Below are 21435 nucleotides of genomic sequence, written 5' to 3'. Positions count from 1 at the left end.
AGCCAACGGGTGACCGCGGTCTTCCGCACGCGGTCACCCGACTTTGACGAGCCATTCCTACTGGGCAAGCAGCGCGTTCAGCTTCTCCTGGCCATACTCCTCGTTGGTCGACTTGCCCGACGGCGACGCCGCGCCCCAGTAGTCCGGGCTCCACTCGATCGCCTTTGAAACGTTCGCGGGATTATTGGCCCAGTAACGACTGATCTTCCGGTCCGCTGCCTCGAAAACGACAGGGGACGGGAGCGCCACAGGGAATGTCGAGGTCAGTTGCGCGGCGCGTTGGGGGTCGAGACGCCAGGAAAGCAGCTTCAGCGCATTGTCATAATGCGGCGCGCCCTTCGGGATCGAAAAGAAGTCGTAGTAGATGAAGCCCTGATTCCACTCCAGTTCGACCGGCGCCCCCTCGAGAGCGAGCTTGCTCATGGAGCCGGTATAGGCCATGCACATGTCGGCTTCGCCGTCGAGCATGAGCTGCGGCGGTTGGGCGGACGTCGTCCACCACTTCGCGATCGAGGGCTTGATCTCCTTGACCTTCTTCAAGGCGCGCTCCATGTCCAGGGGATAGAGCTTGTTCTTCTCCACTCCGTCCGCCATCAGAGCCGCCTCGAAGACGAACCGCGGCCACGCGGGCATGCAGCGCCGGCCTGGAAACTTCTTCACGTCCCAGAAATCAGCCCAGCTCTTCGGAACATTGTCGCCCTTGTACTTCTCCTTGTTGTAAACGAGACCGACCCCGATCACCTGGAGCGCGACGCCCCTTGGTCGCTTGAGGTTGTCGGGCATGGCCGCAAGGGTCTTCTGGGCGGGCTCCGACAACTTCGAATAATCGATCTTTTCGAGGCAGCAATCGCCGAGCAGCTTGGTTTCCTGGTCGAAGATGAAGGTGAGATCCCACTGGGCCTTGCCCGCTTCAGCCTGAACCTTAATGCGTGGGCCGCTGCGCGCTTCCTGGACGGTAACGACCTTGATTCCGGTGTCCTTCTCGAACGTGTCATACATCACCTTGCGCAGCGCCTCGCCGTAGCCGCCGCCGGGATCCTGCATGATCACAACATTGCCCTGTGCGGCCGCAAAGCCCGTGCCCGCCAGGACCAGCATGGCCGAGGCCAATAGCGATGCCGATCGTCCGAGGTAAGTTATTCCCTGCATATTCCTTTTCCTCCAGTTCGCTTGTTTCACACTGCCGCGCGCGACTTTGCCAACACGGGTCGCGCAAGAACGATTCCTCCCACTACCAGCAGCACCTCGAGCGTCGAGACCACGGCCAGCACCGGATTGAGCCGATAGTTGACGTCCGCCCAGAGCATGAGCGGAAGCGTCTTGAGTTGTGCGCTCGACAGGAACAGCGACAGCACGAGTTCATCGAACGAATGCAGGAACGCGAAAAACGTCGCCGCCGCGAGCCCCGGCGCGATCGCCGGAAGGATGACTGTGCGGAAAACCGTCAGCGACGATGCGCCATGAACGGCTGCAGCTTGTTCGAGCTTCGGATCGACAGCCTGAAGCGCGGCGGACAGGATGACCACGACGATCGGCAGCCCGCCGATCGCGTGCGCCGCCGCCAGACCGAATATGGAACCGACAAGATCGAAACGCAGGAAGAGAGTGTAGAGCGAGAGTCCAAGCACGACCGGTGGGACAATGACCGGGCTCACGAGCAGGAGCATGATGGCGGATTTGCCGCGAATGCTGCTCCTGACGATGCCCATGGCCGCCGACGTGCCGAGTGTCACGGCAATGCAGGCCGACATCGCAGCGACCATCAACGAGTTCGAGAACGCCAGCATCCAATTCGAATCAGAGAAGAACTTCTCGTACCAGCGAAGTGACAAGCCCGGCGGCGGGAAGGTCAGATAGCTCGCGCTGCTGAACGAGATGATCATCACGACGACGATCGGCAGGACGAGAACGGCGATCACCAGGCCGCCCATCCCGCGCACCGTCCAGACGCCGCAACCGGCCGGCAAACGCCCCAACAGCCTCAACAAGGGCCAACCAACCACATCGGCGAGCAAGGTGCCGAGTGTGCGCCGGTAGGTCCCTGTCCCGCCTTCGGTTGTCCCTGCCTTTGCCGGAGCCGCCTCTGACAGCTTGCTGCCGCCCCAGATGAACTCGAAGCCGAGGAAACGGCCGGCCACGGCGACAACCGCCAAGGTGATGGCGAGCAGAACGACTCCGAGCGCCTGGAGAAAGCCCTCCGAGGTGACCGAATCGGCCTGCTGCGTGATGTGCATGGCAAACATCTGGTCGCCCGGCCCCCCGAGGAGCGTCGGCGTGATGAAGAAACCGAGTGCGGTGACGAAGACCAGCAGGAAGCCCGCGCCGATGCCCGGCAGGGTCAGCGGGAGCAGAACCCGCCAGAACACCGCGATCGGCCCGGCACCGCTTGCCAGCGCGGCGCGCGTGAGATTTTGGTCGAGCCGCGCCACGCTGGAATAGATACTGAGTACCATGAGCGGCAGCAGCACCGCCGTCATGCACAGCAGCACGGTACCGCGGGTGAAGAGAAGCTGCGCGGGCTCGCTGAAGATGCCTACCGAGATCAACAGCTTGTTGACCGGGCCGTTGCGGCCGAGAAGGACCATCCAGGCATAGGTGCGGATCAGGATGGCAATAAAATAGGGCAGCACGATCGCGGTGGCGATCAGCACCTGGGTGATGCCGCGGCTACGATGAATGAGGAGTGCAGTGGGATAGCCGAACAGCAGACAGAGAAGTGCGACGGTGACCGAGATCTGCATCGTGCGCACGAGTGAATCCCAGTAGAGCGGAATGGCGAAGACTCGCTCGAAATAAACCGACCAGGTCGGCCCGCTCAGGCTGATCCGGACCAGATCGATCAGCGGCAGCAGGTAGATGAATGCAAGAAACGCCGCAGCCGGGAGCAGCAGGAGCGTCGAGCCCTTCAATCGCCCGGCAAGGCCCGAGACCACGAAGCGGGCCGGTTGCAGACCGATCGACGCCGCGGTCATGCCAACACCCAGCAGTCTTCGGCGCCCCAGCCGACATTGAGGCGGTCGCCGACGGCCGGCAGCGGCCGGTTCGCCGTGTCGGTGCAGCGGATCAGCAGCGCTTCTCCGCCCTCCATGCGCGCCTCGATGCGCAGGATCTCGCCGAGGAAAATTGCCGACGTGACGGTGACCGGCGCCGAGCTGGCAGTCGCCTCGTTTGAAACCGCGATGCGCTCCGGGCGGACCAGCACAGTTGCCCGGCCGACGTCGATCGCGTCGCGGCTCTCGGCGTTGAACACGTATCCCGCGCGGTTCTTCAGCGTCATCGTGGATCCGCGCTTCTGCACGATCTCTGCCTCGATCAGATTGCTCTCCCCGACGAAAGAGGCGACGAAACGATTGACGGGATGACGGTAGAGTTCCAGAGGACGACCGACTTGGACGATCTTGCCGGCATCCAGCACCGCGATGCGGTCGCTCATCGTCAGCGCCTCGCCCTGGTCGTGCGTGACAAAGAGAATCGTACTGCCGATCGTCTGGTGAAGATCGCGAATCTCGATCTGGATCGACTCGCGCAGCCGCCTGTCGAGCGCGCTGAGAGGTTCATCCATCAGGACCACCTTTGGCCTCATGACGATGGCGCGCGCAATCGCCACCCGCTGCTGTTGTCCGCCGGACATCTGTGAAGGAGACTTCCTCGCATGCTCGGAGAGCCGCATGATCTCCAGCGTTTCCGCAACGCGACGGTCGATGGTCGCACGATCGACTCCCGCCATATGCAGCGGAAACGCGACGTTCTGCGTCACCGTCATGTTCGGAAAGAGAGCATAGCTCTGGAACACCATGCCGAAACCGCGCTTGTGCGTCGGAACGTGATCGATCGGCTTGCCATCGACGAGAATCTCGCCGCCATCGAGCTTCTGGAATCCCGCCAGCAGATTGAGCAGCGTCGTCTTGCCGCTGCCCGACGGCCCGAGCAGCGTGATGAATTCGCCAGGCTCGATGTCGAGACTGATGCGGTCGACCGCGATGAAGTGCCCGTAGTTCTTCACGGCCTCGCGGACGGCGATGCTCGATCCAATCACGCTCCGCTCCCGAAGGCCGCCGCTCTGCGAAGCGAGAGCGGTCGGATCTCCGGAACGCCCGGCGCGCAGTGCCAGCGGCTCACCCATTCGCTCCTCCCCTTGTTCTATATTGTAGAACGCTATTCTGAATTATTGTTGGCTTGGGGCTCTGGCTTGTCAAGAGAGGACGGTACGGCTATCTTAGATTTTAGAACTGTGTTCTATAATATAGAACAAGGGGAGAAAATGGTACTGAGCGATCTTCGCGCAATGGCGAAGTATGTCGAGCCGGGCATTCGCCTGGCGCTGCCGGTCGACTATGCCGGCGTATCCATGGCCATGACCCACCCGATTATCGAGCGCGGCACCAACAATCTCGATCTCGTCTGCGTCCCGACCGGCGGACTTCAGGTCGATCAACTCGTGGGAGCAGGTCTGGTCCGATCGGTGGAGACGAGTGCAGTCTCGCTTGGCGAGGCTGGCGGCGCTCCCCGCTTCAACGCTGCCGTCAAGGACGGGGCGATCAAATTGAAGGACGCGACATGTCCCGCCATCCATGCCGGCTTGATGGCGGGGCAGAAGGGCAGCCCGTTTCTGCCGCTCCGCGGACTGATTGGCAGTGACCTGCTCCGCCACCGCGAGGATTGGCGTGTGATCGACAATCCCCTCGCTGACGGCGGCGATCCGATCGTCCTCATTCCAGCCATCCGGCCGGATGTCACGATTTTCCACGCCCCGATGGCCGATCGCTTCGGCAATGTCTGGATCGGACGGCGCCGCGAACTCGCGGCCATGGCCTATGCATCGGTGACGGTTCTCGTCACCGTGGAGCGAATCGTCGACGACAGCCTGCTCGCGAATGAGATGAGCGCCGCCGGCGTTCTGCCATCCCTCTACGTCACCGAAGTCGGCCTCGCCCCGAGAGGCGCGTGGCCCTACGGCCTGTGGGGCGAGTATCCGACCGATACGGCGGAGATCGTGCGCTACGCGAAGGCGGCGCGGACGGCCGAGGGCTTCTCCGACTATATGGCGCACGCCCGGATGGAGCCCGCGTGATGACCGAGGTTCACCCGCGAGAGGTATTGATCTGCACGATTGCGCGGCTGCTTGATGGCGTGAGGCACGTCGCTGTCGGTGCCTCCTCCCCCATTCCTGCCGCCGGCGCCATGCTGCTTCGAGCCCTGCAGCAAGCAGTGGGCGCTGCCGGCCCACGCATTTCGATTCTGGGATCCGTGGAGCACAACTTCTTCACCAATGGCTCGGCCGAACTATTCGACTGCGCGGGACAAGGCCGTATCGACGCCTTTTTCCTCGGCGGAGGACAGATCGACGGCCGCGGCAACGTCAACCTGGTGGGGACCGGCGACTATCCACAGTCGCAAGTGAGATGGCCCGGCTCGTTCGGATCGGCCTATCTTTATTACGTCGTGCCGCGGGTCATCCTGTTCCGCGAGGAGCATACGCCCCGTGCCCTTGTCGAGAAAGTGGACTTCATCAGCGCGCCGGGCGTCAGCGATGACGGCGTGTTCCGGAGCGGCGGCCCGATCGCGCTGCTGACCAGCAAAGCGCTGTTCCGCTTCGACAAGACCCGCCGCGGCTTCGAGCTTCAGAGCATTCACCCCGGATACGACCTCACCGCAATCAAGGACGCCACCGGCTTTCAATTCACCCATGATAGCCAACCGGAACAGACCGCACTGCCCGACCGACAGACTTTGGATCTGCTGCGCGGTCGCGTCTTCGACGAAGTGGCCGAGACCTATCCCGACTTCGCCGCACAGATGCGGCGCGAGCTGCGCGAAATCGAGCGCGCCCCGTCACATGTGTCCTGATTTGCAGCAGCGCGGGCGAGCCCATCGAGATGGCGCACGAGTAAGGTCAGGCGGATACCGCACTGCAGCCATTGGGACGCCTACACCATTCTCGCGCTGGATGATCAGATCGTGGGCGTTGAGCCATTCGAACACGACCCGGCGCCACCGCCTGAAGGAAATCCAAAAACATGACCAAGCCCGCCATCAGCCGCTTTCCTGTCCCCGTAATTTCGGAACTGCCGGACGATATTCGTACCCGCATTCTGGCGGTGCAGGAAAAATCGGGCTTCGTGCCCAACGTCTTTCTGACGCTTGCGCATCGGCCTGAGGAGTTTCGGGCCTTCTTCGCCTATCACGACGCCTTGATGGACAAGCCGGGTCCGATCTCGAAAGCTGAACGCGAGATGATCGTGGTTGCCACCAGCAATGCCAACCAATGCCAGTATTGTGTGGTGGCCCATGGCGCCATCCTGCGTATCCGCGCGAAGAACGCGCAGATCGCGGATCAGGTGGCGGTCAACTACCGCAAGGCCGACATCACCGTGCGGCAGAAGGCGATGCTCGACTTTGCCATGAAAGTTTCGATGCAGGCCTACGAGGTCGGCGATGCCGACATCGAAACGCTGAAGCGCCATGACTTTACCGAGGAGGATGCGTGGGACATCGCCGCCATCGCCGCCTTCTTCGGTATGTCCAACCGGCTGGCGAACGTTACCAGCATGCGGCCGAATGACGAGTTCTTTGCCATGGGGCGCTGAAGCGCTTCGATCGGCATGAGGCGACAACTCCCGGTGACCAGAAGAGCCACGGTGATGCATCTCGAGGAAATACCATGGTGAAATCCCACGGCTCAGACGTCGAAATTCGACAATCCATCATCGACGCGTGTCGCGAGATGTCGGCTCAAGGCATCAACCAGGGCACGTCTGGAAATATCAGCGTTCGGACTGAGGACGGCATCCTGCTCACTCCGTCGGGTGTTCCTTATGACCGCATGCGACCAGAGGACATCGTCGCCATGAGATGGGACGGTTCGTGGACAGCGTCGGCGGGCCACGTGCCCTCGACGGAGTGGCGCTTTCACCTCGACATCCTCAAGTCGAAGCCCGAAGCCAACGCCGTCGTCCACGCGCATCCGATCTTCTGCACGATGATCGCGATCATGAACCGTTCGATTCCGGCCATCCACTACATGATCGCGGCGGCCGGCGGCAACGACATCCCATGCGCGCCATATGCCCAATACGGTACCGAGGAGCTGTCACGCGCGGCCCTGGAAGCGCTTCGTTATCGCCGCGCCTGCCTGTTGGCCCATCATGGACTGATCGCGATCGGCCCGAACCTGCGCAAGGCCCTGTGGCTCGCGGTGGAGGTCGAAGTGCTCGCCAAGCAATATCACGGCTGCCTGCAGCTCGGCACGCCGCCGCTGCTGCCGGACGAAGAGATCGACAGCATCCTCAGGCGATGGGGACAATATGGTTTGCGTGACAGCGACGGCACGCAGAAGACCTCGGCGCATTCAAATTAATAACCCGGCACCAACAACTGCGAGACATGCCTCATGGCACATCCACACGACGTCAGCGTCTGCGGCACCTACATTCTCGATATTCTGGGCGTTCCGGTCACGGAAATCCCGGCTGGCGGCGGTCGGGCGCTGATCGATGAAATACGACTGACCGTCGCCGGCACCGCCGGTGGAACGGTCGTGCCTTGCGCACGGCTTGGCCTGAAGGCTCGCGCGGTCGGCGCGGTGGGCACCGACGAGAAGGCCGATTGGGTGCTGAATGCAATGGAACGCGAGGGCATCGATATCTCCGTCATGGAGCGGATGCCCGGCGTGCCGACGTCAGCGACGATCCTGCCCATCCGTCCCGACGGATCGCGTCCGGTCTTGCATGCGAGGGGCGCTTCTGCTCGCTGGCGCATCTCGCCCGAGACGCAGAAGGCCGCCTGCCAGAGCAAGGTGCTGCATCTTGGCGGCGTTGGCTCCCTGCTGGCAATGGACGGCGCTCCGTCGGTAGTGCTGCTGCGGGACGCCAAGGCGGCCGGCTGCATCACCACGCTCGACCTGATCCAGGCACGGAGCGAGACGCTGGCGCTGGTCGAACCGCTGCTGCCCTATGTGGACTTCTTCATGCCGAGCATCGACGAGACCCACGCCATGGTCGGAACCAACGATCCTGCGGCTTGTGCGCGATTCTTCATCGACAAGGGCGCCAGCGCCTGTGCCATCTCGTTGGGAGAGAACGGATCCTTCGTCATGAACCGCGAAGGGCGGCGGTTCACATTGCCGGCGTTCGAGGTGGCGGTGCGCGACACCTCCGGCTGCGGCGACTCTTACACCGGCGGCTTCATCGCCGGCCTGGTCCGCGACTGGGATCTGCTCGACTGCGCAAAGCTGGCGACGGCAACAGCTGCCATCGTCGCAACGGGCCTGGGCTCCGGTGCCAATCTCGTGTCGTTCGAAGACACCATCCACGCGATGAATACCCTGCCCGTCCGAGGCGCCGCTCGATCTTAGTCGATCGCATCACGTTTATCGAAACAGGAGCACAACATGACCAGACATGCCATCGTGACAGGGGCCAGCCGCGGCATCGGGCGCGCGATTGCCATCGGATTAGCCAACCGGGGCTATAGCCTCGCGTTGAACGACATCCCGGCCCAAGAGGCGGTTCTGCTGGAGACCATCGCCGAGGTGAAGAAACTGGGCGGACAATGCATCCCCGTCCTGGCCGATGTCAGCAATATCGGAGACTGTCAGCGCGCGGTGTCCGAGGCCGTACAGGGCCTTGGACATATCGACGTTCTCGTCAACAATGCGGGGATCCTGAAATTGGCAATGATCGACGAATTGACACCGGAGATCTGGGATCAGACCTTTGCCGTCAACGTTCGCGGCGTCTTCCAGATGACCCAGGCCGTCGTGGCACATATGAAGGAACGTCGCTATGGACGCATCGTCAACATAGCATCCCTCGCCGCACGCACAGGCGCGCCAGGGCAGTCACACTATGCCGCATCAAAATCCGCCGTGGTCGGCTTTACGCGCGTCACGTCCATGGAGTTTGGCGGCTACGGAATAACCGTCAACGCCGTATGTCCCGGCATCATCCTGACGGAGATGGGTCGAAACAATTTACGTGATCCGGATCGCGTGACGTATTTCGAAAAGATCACCGACCTGCATCGACTCGGCGAGCCGGAAGACGTTGTTGGTCCCGTCGCATTCTTTGCTTCGGATGACTCGGCATTTGTAACCGGTCAGGCACTCAACGTGGATGGCGGGATATTCTATAGCTAACAACCGTAACCGTTCATTCCCCGAACGTAGCCGGGGATGCCCTGCCCTCCTTAAATGATTTGACGTCTATCCTCTCAGTTCGAGACTGGATATGCCCATTCCTCATCAGTCAGGAGAGACTTTATGCGTCGAACGACCGCTTGGCGCCAACAGCTGCCGTTGCTCACATGTCGGCTGTTAGGTGCTTTTCGTGCCTACGTGACGTCCGACTTGAGTCCGAAATGCGCGCCAAAGCGGGCGTCGGCCGACCACTCTCAAGTTATGGGTTCACGCCCTAGTCCTCCAGAAACCCGCACAAGCCAGCTCCCATCTTTGGAGCATATTAGCGTTCTTCCTGTGGTGCTCGATCAATGTCAGTGGCAGGGGCGGCTCACACACTTTGCCCGGTACAGCCGCGGGCCGGACCGGGCCAAAACGGATTAGGTGGCGATGCTCCGCGCCGTCGCTGCCAGCCTTGGAACGTGTCCTGGGCGCGCTGTTCGCCGGTGAGGTCGGCGCGTCCGGCCACGCTGCGTCGGCTACCTCCGACGGGACTCGGATTTCGACGAGGCGAAAGGCCCGGGACTGCAAATTTACTTAAACTGGACTCAGATTACGATTACATAGTGAATTGATATTATTAGGCTTTCTGTCCAGAAAGACTCGCAGTTGGGCTTAGGGCTCACGCCTTTCTTTGCATGGGGTTGTTTTCGAGATTTTTGTGCCCGGCCCCTGCGCGCGCGGTGCTACCGCCCCCTGAACCGTGGCTTGCGCCGCTCCAGGAACGCGGCCACGCCTTCCTTGTGATCCTCGCTCAGGCTCGCCAATGCGAACTGGTCGACGTCCATGTGGCTGGTGAGATCGTCGAGCGCGTGGGTGAGCCGGTTGACCGTCAGCTTGGTCATGGCGACCGACAGCGGCGGCTGGGCAGCGACCTTGGCGGCGAGCGCCATCGCGGCGTCGAACGCCTGGCCGGGTTCGGCAACCTCCTCCACCAGCCGCCACTCATACGCCTCGGCCGCCGTGATGCGGTGGTCGGCCAGGATGACGGCTTGCTTGGTGCGGGCCGGTCCCATCAGGTGCAGCATCCTCGGCACGCTCTGCCAGCTCATATTCATGCCGAGGCCGATCTCGGGCACGCGTAGATGGGCGTCGCGGGCCATGACGCGGAAATCCAGCGCCACCGCCAGTGCGACGCCGCCGCCGACGCAGAAGCCCTCGATAGCGCCGATCGTGATCTGTTCCATGTCCTGCCAGGCCCGCGTCAGCCGCGGCCCGAGCTTCAGATGCCGGCGCAGGGTGCCGAGGTCCATGGTCTTCCGCGCCCGGCCCTCCGGGTCCTTCAGATCAAAGCCGGCCGTGAATGCCTTGGCGGCGCCGGTCAGCACCACGACCGAGGTCGCGCCGTCATCCTCAAAACTGCGGGCGGCGTCGGTAAGCTGGCGCATCGCCTCCGGCGACATCGCGTTGATGCCGTCGCCGCGATCGAAGCGCACCACCGCAATGCGGCCATCGGGCCCAAGGCCTTTTTCAATGCTGACAAACTTGGTCAAGCGGCGTCTCCCTGCGCGTTATTTTTGAAGAGACTAGCGCAGAAGTGCGCGGTCGGCCCGCGCTGTTTGCATGCCGACCCCTCCTGCCCGGCGGTGCCACGGGCCGCGTGACACTTTACAAATGGCCGGTGCGATGGTGGTCGGGTTTACCGCCCGGCACCGGAAAGCGGATCGTGGTGCCGAGCGTGATCCAGTTGGCGTTCTCGCCCGTGATGTTATGGCCGTAGATCAGGTCGACCGAGAAAATCTCGTTGGGCCGGTAGCGCATGCCGGTCTGGAACCGGGGCCGGATCGCACTTGGCTCGTCCGACTGGCCGGCCTGGCCGAACGCCTCGATGGTCCACTGCAAGGTTTCGGTGAGTTTCCAGTCGAGGCCGGCGCCATAGGCCAGGTAATGCCGGTCGGCCATGCGGTCCCACATCCAGCCGCCATTGAGATTGATCCGCACCGTCTCGGACAGTCTGTACGTCACCGGCACCACCGCGAGTGCGGTGCGGTGTTCTCCGGTCACCGCGTCGAATGATCCACTTGCATAAAACGACAGGCCAAACCTTCCAACGCCGGTCGGAACGAAGTTCCACTTGGCCTTGGGCGCGAGGCTGTTGCTCCAGTCACCGTCGCTGCGCGAGCGAACGGTCTGCATGCTCAATTCCACCGGCCTGAAAACATTCACCGCGCAGGATGGATTGGCCACGGCGGTAAAATCCGTGTTGGTCGCCGCCTGCAGCCAGCTCTCGACCTTGCAGGACCCGATCTCGGCGATATCTGCGGCGTCGACCGCGTAGGCGCCGTTGGCAGCGCGCGCCTCTCTGGCCGGCAGCCAAATCGGAAGCCATGCCGAAATGGCCGCCGCCGCGATCGCGATGCGCCCTGCCCCAATCCCCATGGCTAAATGCTAGCAGAGTCTTCGCCTCGACATAGCCCGGATTTTGCGACTATCTTGGCCGCATGACAGGCCATGACCACGATCACCACGACCATCATCATCACCACGATCACGACCATTCGGAATTGTCGGAGACCGAGCTGCGCGTGCGCGCGCTCGAGTCGATCTTGACCGAGAAGGGCTATATCGAACCCGCAGCCCTCGATGCCATCATCCAGGCCTATGAAACCAAGATCGGCCCGCATAATGGCGCGCAGGTCGTTGCCAAGGCCTGGACCGATCCCGTGTTCAAGCAGGCGCTGCTGGAGGACGCCACCAGGGCGGTAAGGACGCTCGGCCATGTCAGCCGGGTCGGCGACCACCTCGTCGCGGTTGAAAACACCCCGCAGCGCCATAACGTGATCGTGTGCACCCTGTGCTCCTGTTATCCTTGGGAAATGCTGGGGCTTCCTCCGGTCTGGTACAAGGCGGCGCCCTATCGCTCCCGCGCGGTGAAAGATCCCCGCGGCGTACTCGCCGATTTCGGCGTCAGCCTGCCGAAGGACACCGAAATCCGCGTTTGGGATTCGACCGCCGAGACGCGCTTCCTCGTTCTGCCGATGCGCCCCGAAGGCACCGAAGGGTGGAGCGAGCAGCAGCTCGCTGCGCTCGTAACGCGCGACTCGATGATCGGCACCGGATTCCCAAAAACGCCGGGCGCGCCATCATGAACGGCGTGCACGACATGGGCGGCATGGACGGCTTCGGTAAAGTTGAGCCTGAACCGAACGAGCCGATGTTTCACACCGAATGGGAAGCGCGCGTGCTGGCCATGGTGCGCGCGATGGGCGCCGCCGGCGCCTTCAACATCGACATGTCGCGCTTCTATCGGGAGGCCTTACCGCCGCACGTCTATCTTGCCAGCTCCTACTACAGGAAATGGCTTCTCGGGCTCGAGGACCTCCTGGTCGACAAGGGATTCGTCGCCGCCGAGGACGTTGCTGCCGGGCACGCGGTGCAGCCGCCGAAACCGCTGAAGCGCGGCAAGTTTACCCTCAGTGACGTTGAACGCGTCATGGTGCGCGGCAACTTCGGCCGCGCCGCGCCCGCGCCAGCAAAATTCAAGCCGGGCGACCGGGTACGGGCGAAGAATATTCACCCGGTCACGCACACAAGGTTGCCGCGCTACGTACGCGGCCATGTCGGTGTGGTCGAGCGCGACCACGGCTGTCATGTATTCCCCGACTCGGCCGCGATGGAGGCCGGGGAGAATCCGCAATGGCTCTATACCGTGGTGTTTAACGGCGCCGAACTCTGGGGCCCGGATGCCGACCCGACGGTAAAGGTTTCGATCGACGCGTTCGAGCCGTATCTGGAGCGGGAGGCCGCATGATGGACGTCGCTAGCGCCCGCGCGACCGGAGCCGTACCGGGTATTCCCCGCGATGATGACGGCCCGGTGTTTCGTGAGCCGTGGGAAGCGCACGCCTTCGCGATGGCGCTCGCTCTGCATGAGCGTGGATTGTTCACTTGGAACGAATGGGCGGCAGCCCTCGCCGAAGAGATCAAGCGCGCCCAGGCCGCCGGCGACCCCGACACCGGCGAGACCTATTACCAGCACTGGCTGGCGACGCTGGAGACGCTTGTCGCCGCCAAGGGCGTCACGACGTCGGATGTGCTGCACCGCTATCGCGACGCCTGGGATCACGCCGCCGACCGCACCCCGCATGGTGCGCCGATCGAGCTGACGCCGGGCGATTTCGGCTAGCCTGCGTGTGCGCCCTATGAGGCCCGTTGTTTTCACGACTTGGTGCGCGTCAATCGCCCGCGATTTGGCCGGCAGCGTCCGAACCATCCAATCAATGGATCGTTCGATCCAGTAATTGGTATGCCGTGCCATCGGTCCCCGGTTTTATTCTGTTTACTTGGCCAATCCGGACTGCCTATCCTGTTCGGGAAAATACGGATGTCGGCTAAAATGCCGGCAACGACAAATAAAACATCGAGGGAGGACAATCATGAAGCGAAGAGATTTTCTCGGAGCGGGTGCCGCGACGTTTGCATTAGCTGCGACCGGCGGCATCGGTAGCGCGGGAAGCGCGTTCGCCCAAACCAAGATGGTCATCAGGGCGTCGGATGTTCATCCGCTCGGCTATCCGACGGTCGAGGCCGTGGTGCGCATGGGCAAGAAGCTGGAAGCTGCCACCGACGGCCGCCTTACCATTCAGATGTTCCCGTCGATGCAGCTTGGCGGTGAAAAGGAGATGATCGAGCAGGCCCAGCTCGGCGCGCTGCAGATGGCCCGGATTTCCGTCGGCGCCGTTGGTCCTGTCGTTGATGACGTCAACGTCTTCAACATGCCGTTCGTCTTCCGCGAGTCCAAGCACATGGAAGCGGTGATCGATGGCGAGATCGGCGACGAGCTGCTGGCAAAGATTTCGGCCAATGAGAAGACCAATCTGATTGCACTGTGCTGGATGAATGCCGGCTCGCGCAACATCTACAACAGCAAGCGGCCGATCAAGACGATGGCGGATTTGAAGGGCCTCAAGGTCCGCATGATGGGCAACCCGCTGTTCGTCGACACGATGAACGCGCTAGGCGGCAACGGCGTCGCCTTGGGTTTCGACCAGGTCTTCAGTTCGATGCAGACCGGCGTCATCGACGGCGCGGAGAACAACCCGCCCTCCTTCATCGCCCAGAACCACAATCAAGTCGCAAAATACTTCACGATGACCGAGCACCTGATCATTCCCGAACTGCTCGTGTTCTCGAAGATCTCGTGGCAGAAACTGACGCCGGCGGATCAGGCGTTGATCAGGAAGCTGTCGAAGGAATGCCAGGCCGAACAGCGCGTGCTGTGGTACGAGGCGGAGAAAGTCGCGCTCGACAAGATGAAGGCCGCCGGCACCGAGATGATCATGAACGTCGACAAGAAACCTTGGCGCGACGCGGTCAAGCCGGTGTGGGACAAATACGGCGCCAAATATGCCGAGATGGTCAAGCGCATCGACGCCGTGAAGTAGGACCGGCGGATGAGTACGCAGACCGGAGCGGTCGGCGATCCCGGAGCCGGGCTATTCCGCCGCGCCATGAATGCGGTCTACTGGACCGGTGCCGTGATCGCGTGCGCGGCGCTCGTCCTGGTCTCCGCGATCATTCCCTGGGCGGTTTACACCCGCTATGTCCTGAACAGCGCCTCGTCCTGGCCGGAGCCGCTGGCAGTGTTGCTGACGGTCGGCATCACCTTCATCGGCGCCGCGAATTGCTATCGCCAGCGCATCCATATGAACATGACGGTGGGCACCGATCGCCTGCCCCCTCGCCTGCGCGCGGCAGCTGCCGTGATCAGCGAACTGCTGATGGGTGCCGTGGCGGTTTTCATGCTGGTGTGGGGCATGAAGCTCGCGCTGGCGACCTGGGGCAATTCGGTCGATGAGTTTCCCTGGCTTTCCGTCGGCGTCACCTACCTGCCGATCGCGATCAGTGGCGCCATGATGCTGCTGTTCGTGATCGAGCGGCTGACCATCGGGCCTCCGCCGCCGAGCGGCGGGGATCCCCACGTCCCCTTCGAATAGCGTTTCTCTTCCAGCACGGACGTCCGATGGATATCGCAGTTCTCCTTCTCAGCATGTGTCTGTTCTTTGCCATCGGCATGCCGATCGCCTTTGCGATGGCGCTGTCGGCACTGGTCGGCGCGCTGTGGATCGACCTTCCGGTTGCCGCGGTCATGCAGCAACTGGCCAGCGGCGTCGGCAAGGTGTCGATGCTGACCATTCCATTTTTCGTTCTGGCCGGCGCGATCATGGCCGAGGGCGGCATGGCACGGCGGCTGGTGGACTTTGCCGCCGTCATCGTCGGCTTCACGCGCATGCGCGGCGGGCTGTCGCAAGTGAACATTCTTGCCACGACGATCATGAGCGGCATCTCCGGCTCTTCCGTCGCCGATACGTCCGCGATCGGCTCGGTCATGATTCCGCAAATGGCCGAGAAAGGCTATCCGCGGGTCTTTGCGACCAACGTCACCATCAGCGCCTCGCTGCAGGCGATCGTCGTTCCGCCGAGCCATAACGCCGTGATCTATTCGCTCGCGACCGGCGGGGTGGTTTCGATCACGAGCCTGTTCCTGGCGGGAATCCTACCCGGATTGCTGCTCGGCTTTTCGCTGATGCTGCTGTGTTTCTTCTATGCCTATCGCGACAAGCATCCGAAGGGCGAGCCGGTGCCGATCCGGCAGGCCGCCAAAATGCTGGTCGAAGCGCTGTGGGGCATCGTGACGCTTGCGATCGTGCTCGGCGGCATTCTCACCGGCGTCTTTACGCCGATCGAAGCCGGAGCCGTGGCCTGCGTCTGGGCGTTCTTCGTCACCATGTTCATCTACCGGGACTACAAATGGTCGGAACTGCCGCAGCTTGTCTACCGGACGCTGCAGACCGTGGCCATGGTCCTGACGCTGGTCGCAACCGCCTCCTGCTTCGGCTACATCGCAGCCGTGATGCAGATGCCCGCCAAGATGACGGAATTCTTCGTCGCGATTTCAGCGAACAAATACGTGCTGCTGATGTGGCTCAACATCATGCTGCTGGTGCTGGGCACCGCGCTCGATCTGGCGCCGCTCTTGCTGATCTGCACGCCGATCCTGCTGCCGGTGGTCAAGAGCTTTGGCATCGATCCCGTACATTTCGGCATCGTCATGCTGCTTAATTTGGGCATCGGCCTGTTGACGCCGCCGGTGGGCACGACGCTGTTCGTCGGTTGCGCGATCGGCAAGGTGTCTGTGGACGATATCATGCGCGAAATCTGGCCGTTCTACTACGTGATGTTCGCGGTGCTGATGATCGTGACCTACATCCCCGCGGTTTCGTTGTGGTTGCCGCACTCGTTCGGATTCCACTAGCTGGTGCGAGCCGCATATTCGCGCCAGCCCTTGGCGCGCAGCGCGCAGGCCGGGCATTCGCCGCAGCCGTAGCCCCAATCGTGCTGGTCGCCGCGCTCGCCGAGGTAACAGGTGTGGGAGTGTTCGCGGATCAGGTCGACCAGCCCGGCCCCGCCGAGCTCGTGCGCGAGCTTCCAGGTCGAGGCCTTGTCCAGCCACATCAGCGGCGTGTGCAGTTCGAATTGTTTGGCCATGCCGAGATTGAGCGCGGACTGCAGCGCCTTGATAGTCTCGTCGCGGCAATCCGGGTAGCCGGAATAATCGGTCTCGCACATGCCGCCGATGATGTGGCGGATGCCGCGCCGGTACGCCAGCGCCGCTGCGAAGGTGAGGAACACGAGATTGCGGCCGGGCACGAACGTGTTGGGTAAGCCGTCCGCGCCCATCGCGATCGCGACGTCGCGCGTCAGCGCGGTATCCGAGATATCCGCCAGCGTCGGGACATCAAGCGTATGGCTCTCGCCGATCCTTGAAGCCCATTCTGGCCGCAATGATCTGATGCCCGAAAGCAACCGATCCCGGCAATCGAGCTCGATGGCGTGGCGCTGGCCGTAGCTGAAACCCAGCATTTCGACGCGCGCAAAACGCTGCAGGGCCCAGGCCAGGCAGGTGGTCGAATCCTGCCCGCCGGAGAACAGCACCAGCGCGGTTTCGGGTTGCAACGGGTCGCTCATGGAGCGGCATTAGCATTCCTCGCCGCCGAGGCCAATCGGTGGAAATCGGGACGGTTTCTCCGCGTTCCACTGGGATCCACAGGCCGCTTGCGGCATAAAGCCAGGGACCGCAATTTCGCTCCCCCGACCGGTAGATCCATGACCCCTTCCCGCGATATTTCTCAGCTGCTCGAAATCATGGCGGCACTGCGCACGCCCGTCACCGGCTGCCCGTGGGACCTCGAACAGAACTTTGCGACGATCGCGCCGTACACCATCGAGGAGGCTTACGAGGTCGTCGACGCCATTACCCGTGGCGATCTCGACGATCTGCGCGAGGAACTCGGCGATCTCCTGTTGCAAGTAGTGTTTCACGCCCGCATGGCGGAAGAACGGAACGTCTTCGCCTTTGGTGATGTTGTCGAGGCCATCACGCGCAAGATGATCCGGCGCCACCCGCACGTCTTTGCCGACAGCGAAGGGCGACTGACGCCCGGCCACGTCAAGGAAAACTGGGATCGTATCAAGGCCGAGGAAAAAGCCGAACGCGCCGCGCGCCGTCCGCCGGAACCGGCCGGACCCAAATCGTTGCTGTCCAGCGTCAAGGCCGGCCAGCCCGCGCTGACACGTGCGATGGAATTGCAGCGCAAGGCCTCGACCGTCGGCTTCGATTGGAACGATCCCCGCGCCGTGCTGCACAAGATCCGCGAGGAGGCCGACGAGATCGAGGCGGCGCTCGACAAGGGCGACGCGGAGGAACTCGCAAGCGAGACCGGCGATCTGTTGTTTGCGCTGGTCAATCTGGCGCGCCATGTCGGCGCCGATCCCGAAACCGCGCTGCGCGGCACCAACGCGAAATTCGAGCGCCGCTTTGCCTATATCGAGCGCGCGCTGGCGGCCAAAGGCCGTTCGCTCGAGGGCGCCTCGCTCGGTGAAATGGATGCGTTGTGGAACGAGGCGAAGGGTGAAGAGCGACCGGCGGCGCCGACGTCAACCAAAGCGCAAGATGGACGGGGCTGAAACAAGTGCGCAGTCACGCCGCGTGGGGCACGGCGCCGAACCGCGACACCACAATATCGCGTTTGGTCTCGTCGACACGAACCGTCATGTCGAAGCGCCCATCGTGAAGCTGCTTGGTGAGCACTTCCGAATTGCGATGCAGCCAGCTGATTCCGGCGCCATCGGCGGCGTCGATGGAAAGATCAAGCGTGGTTCGCGTTGCCGCCAGCCGTTCCTCGATGGCGGTGAGCAGCGTTTCAATCCCCTCGCCGGTTTCGGCGGAAACCAGAAAGCATGGCCGCTCTGGCGGCCGGCGTGCGGCAATGTTGCGCAGATTGTCGCGCTCTTCGGGATCGAAGCGATCGATCTTGTTCCAGACTTCGAGGATGCGCGCGCCGGCTTCCGGATCGATTCCGAGTTGGCGCAGCACGGCGTCGACGTCGCGTTCCTGTGCCTCGGCGTCCTCGTGCGAAATGTCGCGGACGTGCAGGATGATATCCGCTTCGAGCACCTCTTCGAGCGTCGCGCGAAACGCCGCGACCAGTTGCGTCGGCAGGTTGGAGATGAATCCCACCGTATCCGACAGCATCGCCTTGCCGCCATGCGGCAGGCTCAGCGCGCGCAGGGTCGGGTCGAGCGTTGCAAACAGCATGTCGGCGGCCTGGACGTCGGCGCGGGTCAGGCGGTTGAACAGCGTCGACTTGCCGGCGTTGGTGTAACCGACCAGCGCGACCACGCGATAAGGTACCCGCTGCCGGCCGGCGCGATGCAGCCGCCGCGTCGCCTGCACCTTCTTGATTTCGTTCTCTAGGCGCGTGATGCGGTCGCCGATCAGGCGGCGGTCGGCCTCGATCTGGGTCTCGCCGGGGCCGCCCATGAAGCCGAAGCCGCCGCGCTGGCGCTCCAGATGCGTCCATGACCGCACCAAGCGGCTGCGCTGGTAGTTCAGATGCGCAAGCTCGACCTGCAGCGAGCCTTCCTTGGTCTTGGCGCGACGGCCGAAGATTTCCAGAATCAGCCCGGTGCGGTCGAGCACCTTGGTGTCCCAGGCCTTCTCGAGATTGCGCTGCTGGATCGGCGAGAGTGCGCAATCCATCACGACAAGCTCGATGTCATGACCTTTGATGAGGCCGAGGATCTCCTCGACCTTGCCCTTGCCCAGATAGGTCGCAGGCCTGATCTGGCTGATCGGAGCGAGCAGAGCGTCGGCAACGGTCAGGTCGATGGCGCGCGCCAGACCTGCGGCTTCCTCCAGCCGGGCCTCGGAATCGCGCACGGCCTCGCTCGCCTGCGCATCGGCATCGCCGCGGCGCATACGCAAATAAGGACCGATGACGATCACCCGTCCGGTCTGTCCGCCCCCTGCCGACCGCGGACGGTCGGCGCCCCCTTCACGATTGAGGGGTTCCAATCAGGTCACTCTCAAGCCGGCGCATCCTCGCCACCTTCGAACAACTGGATCGGAGCGCCCGGCATGATGGTCGAGATCGCGTGCTTGTATACAAGCTGCGAGTGACCGTCGCGCCGAAGCAACAGGCAGAAATTGTCGAACCAGGTGACAATCCCCTGCAGTTTTACTCCATTGACCAGAAAGATCGTTAGTGGCGTTTTGGTTTTGCGAACGTGATTTAGGAAGGTGTCTTGTAGGTTTTGTGCGCGGTCTGCCGCCATTGTTTTTATCCCGCAGTCTTGTGCTTCTTTTTATTTAACCGGTTGTTGCTCTCTAACGGAGCCTGCCCCGGTCGCCGGCTTCCCCTGAGATCCCCCTCCGGTCGGCTCGGCGGAATGATTAGAAGGCAGGCGCGCTTTTTAGGCAAGCCAGTTCACGCGCCACCCACGCGGAACCCAGTGACCATTCTCCGTAAAACTCCGGAAAGAGACGAATATTCTCAAGCAAGTGCATGGATCGACGCGGCCGCCCGCCGAAGGCCGATCGGGTAAATTTCAACCAACCCCGAGCGCTTTGAGCTTGCGATGCAGGGCCGAACGCTCCATGCCGACGAATTCCGCTGTGCGAGAGATGTTGCCGGAGAACCGGCTGATCTGGGCGATCAGATAGTCACGCTCGAACACTTCCCGCGCCTCGCGCAGCGGCAGTCCCATGATGTGCTCGCCATTATTGCTGGTCGGCATTGCCGGCACCATCGAACCGACATCCTGAGGCAGCATGTCCGCGGTGACGATCGCTTCCGGACCGCCGCCGGCCAGGATCATCACGCGCTCGACGTTGTTGCGGAGCTGGCGAACGTTGCCGGGCCAGACATGCGATTGCAGCACCGCCATCGCATCCTGGCCGATCTGGCGCTTCGGCAGGCCGGTCGCGATCGAGATCTGATCCATGAAGTAGTCGATCAGTTCGGGAATGTCCTCACGGCGTTCCGACAGCGGCGGCACCCGGATCGGCACCACCGATAGCCGGTGATAAAGGTCCTCGCGGAATCGCCCTTCAGCGATTTCTTCTTCCAGATTGCGCGCGGTCGAGGAGATGATGCGCACGTCGACATGCACCTTGGCGGTGCCGCCGGAGCGCTGGAAGGTCTGATCGACCAGCACGCGCAGGATCTTGTTCTGGGTTTCACGCGGCATGTCGGCGATTTCGTCGATGAACAGCGTGCCGCCATGGGCCTCTTCCAGCGCGCCGGCCTTGCGCGCCTGTTCGCCGTTGGTCTGCTCGACCCCGAACATTTCGACTTCCATCCGCTCTGGCGTGATCGCGGCCGCGTTGATCACGACAAACGGCCCCTCGGCGCGGCTCGAGGCGTGATGCAACGTCCGCGCCGCCAATTCCTTGCCCGAGCCAGGAGGACCGACGATCAGGATCCGGCTGTTGGCCTTGGCGGCCCGCTCAATGGTCTGGCGCAGCTGGTTCATGCAGGCGGAGCGCCCGGTCAGAACGCTAGCGGCCGGAGCCAGTTGTTTGAGTTCCTTTACCTCGCGCTTGAGGCGCGACGTTTCCAGCGCCCGCGTCGCTACCAGGATCAGCCGGTCCGACTTGAAGGGCTTTTCGATGAAGTCATAGGCGCCGCGCTTGATTGCCGCGACCGCGGTTTCGATGTTGCCGTGGCCGGAGATCATCACCACGGGCACATCGGCATGGTCCTTCTTGATCTGCTCGAGCAATTGCAGTCCATCGAGCTTGGAGCCCTGCAGCCAGATATCGAGGAACACCAGATTCGGGCGGCGGTTGGCGATCTCGGCGAGCGCCGAATCGCTGTCGCGCGCGGTCCTGGTGCTGAAGCCCTCGTCGTCGAGGATCCCCGCAACAAGGTCCCGGATATCTGCTTCGTCGTCGACAATCAGAATGTCACTGGCCAT

Annotated in this window: 22 protein-coding genes; 13 read left to right on the top strand and 9 right to left on the bottom strand. The window is 62.6% G+C overall.

Annotation, left to right across the window (positions count from 1 at the left end; translation table 11 throughout):
• Window positions 1-57: 57 nt before the first annotated feature.
• The 3 genes from ACSQ84_RS08000 to ACSQ84_RS07990 are packed head-to-tail and all read right to left on the bottom strand — an operon-like array spanning window position 58 to window position 4123.
• On the bottom strand, window positions 58-1149 hold the full coding sequence (locus ACSQ84_RS08000) for an extracellular solute-binding protein (protein WP_436211056.1): 1092 nt from the start codon (window positions 1147-1149) through the stop codon (window positions 58-60).
• Between the two features lie 26 nt (window positions 1150-1175).
• Complete coding sequence (locus tag ACSQ84_RS07995; protein WP_436211055.1) at window positions 1176-2972, bottom strand: ABC transporter permease subunit; 1797 nt, start codon at window positions 2970-2972, stop codon at window positions 1176-1178.
• The gene (locus ACSQ84_RS07990; RefSeq protein ID WP_436211054.1) at window positions 2969-4123 is read right to left on the bottom strand and encodes an ABC transporter ATP-binding protein; all 1155 of its coding nucleotides are present in this window, start codon (window positions 4121-4123) and stop codon (window positions 2969-2971) included. Before ACSQ84_RS07990 ends, ACSQ84_RS07995 begins: the two co-directional genes overlap by 4 nt.
• Before the next feature lie 138 nt (window positions 4124-4261).
• Here ACSQ84_RS07990 and ACSQ84_RS07985 point away from each other — a divergent pair, with 138 nt between their 5' ends.
• The 6 genes from ACSQ84_RS07985 (at window position 4262) to ACSQ84_RS07960 (ending at window position 9136) form a co-directional block, all read left to right on the top strand.
• Window positions 4262-5071 carry a CoA transferase subunit A gene (locus ACSQ84_RS07985; protein ID WP_436211053.1) on the top strand — a complete coding sequence of 270 codons (810 nt, stop codon included), beginning with the start codon at window positions 4262-4264 and terminating at the stop codon, window positions 5069-5071.
• On the top strand, window positions 5071-5847 hold the full coding sequence (locus ACSQ84_RS07980; RefSeq protein ID WP_436211202.1) for a CoA-transferase: 777 nt from the start codon (window positions 5071-5073) through the stop codon (window positions 5845-5847). The genes ACSQ84_RS07985 and ACSQ84_RS07980 overlap by 1 nt, the downstream gene beginning before the upstream one ends.
• Before the next feature lie 170 nt (window positions 5848-6017).
• A complete protein-coding gene (locus ACSQ84_RS07975) occupies window positions 6018-6587 on the top strand; it encodes a peroxidase-related enzyme (RefSeq protein WP_436211052.1) in 570 nt (189 codons plus the stop codon).
• Between the two features lie 74 nt (window positions 6588-6661).
• On the top strand, window positions 6662-7357 hold the full coding sequence (locus ACSQ84_RS07970; protein ID WP_436211051.1) for an L-fuculose-phosphate aldolase: 696 nt from the start codon (window positions 6662-6664) through the stop codon (window positions 7355-7357).
• A gap of 33 nt (window positions 7358-7390) precedes the next feature.
• On the top strand, window positions 7391-8353 hold the full coding sequence (locus tag ACSQ84_RS07965) for a sugar kinase (protein ID WP_436211050.1): 963 nt from the start codon (window positions 7391-7393) through the stop codon (window positions 8351-8353).
• 36 nt (window positions 8354-8389) lie between these two features.
• Window positions 8390-9136 carry an SDR family NAD(P)-dependent oxidoreductase gene (locus tag ACSQ84_RS07960; RefSeq protein ID WP_436211049.1) on the top strand — a complete coding sequence of 249 codons (747 nt, stop codon included), beginning with the start codon at window positions 8390-8392 and terminating at the stop codon, window positions 9134-9136.
• A 725-nt stretch (window positions 9137-9861) separates the two neighbouring features.
• Here ACSQ84_RS07960 and ACSQ84_RS07955 read toward each other — a convergent pair.
• Window positions 9862-10668 carry an enoyl-CoA hydratase/isomerase family protein gene (locus tag ACSQ84_RS07955; protein WP_436211048.1) on the bottom strand — a complete coding sequence of 269 codons (807 nt, stop codon included), beginning with the start codon at window positions 10666-10668 and terminating at the stop codon, window positions 9862-9864.
• 115 nt (window positions 10669-10783) lie between these two features.
• Window positions 10784-11554 (bottom strand): hypothetical protein, encoded by a 771-nt coding sequence (locus ACSQ84_RS07950; protein WP_436211047.1) that lies wholly within the window; start codon window positions 11552-11554, stop codon window positions 10784-10786.
• Between the two features lie 62 nt (window positions 11555-11616).
• On the opposite strand from ACSQ84_RS07950, the gene nthA reads away from it, so the two are divergent.
• From nthA to ACSQ84_RS07920, 6 genes are all read left to right on the top strand, one after another.
• Window positions 11617-12264, top strand: coding sequence for a nitrile hydratase subunit alpha (nthA, locus tag ACSQ84_RS07945; protein WP_436211046.1), 648 nt, complete (start codon window positions 11617-11619; stop codon window positions 12262-12264).
• Window positions 12261-12926 carry a nitrile hydratase subunit beta gene (nthB, locus tag ACSQ84_RS07940; RefSeq protein WP_436211045.1) on the top strand — a complete coding sequence of 222 codons (666 nt, stop codon included), beginning with the start codon at window positions 12261-12263 and terminating at the stop codon, window positions 12924-12926. The genes nthA and nthB overlap by 4 nt, the downstream gene beginning before the upstream one ends.
• Window positions 12923-13300 (top strand): nitrile hydratase accessory protein, encoded by a 378-nt coding sequence (locus tag ACSQ84_RS07935; protein WP_436211044.1) that lies wholly within the window; start codon window positions 12923-12925, stop codon window positions 13298-13300. The genes nthB and ACSQ84_RS07935 overlap by 4 nt, the downstream gene beginning before the upstream one ends.
• Before the next feature lie 250 nt (window positions 13301-13550).
• Window positions 13551-14558: a TRAP transporter substrate-binding protein gene (locus ACSQ84_RS07930; protein WP_436211043.1), complete on the top strand. Its 1008-nt coding sequence runs from the start codon at window positions 13551-13553 to the stop codon at window positions 14556-14558.
• Between the two features lie 9 nt (window positions 14559-14567).
• Window positions 14568-15110, top strand: a complete 543-nt coding sequence (locus ACSQ84_RS07925) for a TRAP transporter small permease (RefSeq protein ID WP_436211042.1) — start codon at window positions 14568-14570, stop codon at window positions 15108-15110.
• Window positions 15111-15136: 26 nt separating this feature from the next.
• On the top strand, window positions 15137-16429 hold the full coding sequence (locus tag ACSQ84_RS07920; RefSeq protein WP_436211041.1) for a TRAP transporter large permease: 1293 nt from the start codon (window positions 15137-15139) through the stop codon (window positions 16427-16429).
• On the opposite strand, the gene queC is transcribed toward ACSQ84_RS07920, so the two are convergent.
• Entirely contained in the window at window positions 16426-17142 is a 717-nt protein-coding gene (gene queC / locus ACSQ84_RS07915) for a 7-cyano-7-deazaguanine synthase QueC (RefSeq protein ID WP_436211040.1), read from the bottom strand. The two genes, ACSQ84_RS07920 and queC, sit on opposite strands and share 4 nt — an antisense overlap.
• A gap of 138 nt (window positions 17143-17280) precedes the next feature.
• Between queC and mazG the strand changes: the two genes are divergently transcribed.
• Window positions 17281-18141 carry a nucleoside triphosphate pyrophosphohydrolase gene (gene mazG / locus ACSQ84_RS07910; protein WP_436211039.1) on the top strand — a complete coding sequence of 287 codons (861 nt, stop codon included), beginning with the start codon at window positions 17281-17283 and terminating at the stop codon, window positions 18139-18141.
• A 13-nt stretch (window positions 18142-18154) separates the two neighbouring features.
• Here mazG and hflX read toward each other — a convergent pair whose 3' ends face one another.
• The 3 genes from hflX to ntrX all read right to left on the bottom strand — a co-directional run bounded on the left by hflX (window position 18155) and on the right by ntrX (window position 21435).
• Window positions 18155-19531, bottom strand: coding sequence for a GTPase HflX (gene hflX, locus ACSQ84_RS07905; protein ID WP_436211038.1), 1377 nt, complete (start codon window positions 19529-19531; stop codon window positions 18155-18157).
• Window positions 19532-19542: 11 nt separating this feature from the next.
• Entirely contained in the window at window positions 19543-19791 is a 249-nt protein-coding gene (gene hfq / locus ACSQ84_RS07900) for an RNA chaperone Hfq (protein ID WP_006020546.1), read from the bottom strand.
• Between the two features lie 273 nt (window positions 19792-20064).
• A complete protein-coding gene (gene ntrX / locus ACSQ84_RS07895) occupies window positions 20065-21435 on the bottom strand; it encodes a nitrogen assimilation response regulator NtrX (protein WP_436211037.1) in 1371 nt (456 codons plus the stop codon).

Origin of the sequence: Bradyrhizobium sp. LjRoot220, from assembly GCF_964252915.1 — a bacterium.
GTDB lineage: Bacteria > Pseudomonadota > Alphaproteobacteria > Rhizobiales > Xanthobacteraceae > Bradyrhizobium.
The sequence above is the reverse complement of the archived record's forward strand: the minus strand, read 5'-3'. Positions and strand labels throughout refer to the sequence as shown.